General features: G+C 25.0%; 1 protein-coding gene. It reads left to right on the plus strand.

The features are described from left to right. A partial coding sequence (locus H2O73_RS24265; RefSeq protein ID WP_182110833.1) for a DUF6438 domain-containing protein occupies positions 1 to 240 on the plus strand: 240 nt, incomplete at both ends.

Here is a 240-nt window from a genome sequence, read left to right on the forward strand (position 1 = left end):
AAAAAGTTATGCAAAAAAACAAGGTAATTTTGTTGGAAAACTTTCTAAAAATGATATTTATGAGTTAAAAAAGATTTTAAACAGAAGTCAGTTATATTCTATTGATAAAAATTGGGAACAAAAATCAAAACGTAATGATACGCCGAGATATACTTATATTGTTGATTTATTTGATGGAGAAACGATAGAAATTAATACCTATGATCAGCACCCCGTTTTAGATAAATTATCTGATTTTTT

This window comes from Vibrio marinisediminis (assembly GCF_014050145.1).
In the GTDB taxonomy this organism is placed as follows: Bacteria; Pseudomonadota; Gammaproteobacteria; order Enterobacterales; family Vibrionaceae; genus Vibrio; species Vibrio marinisediminis.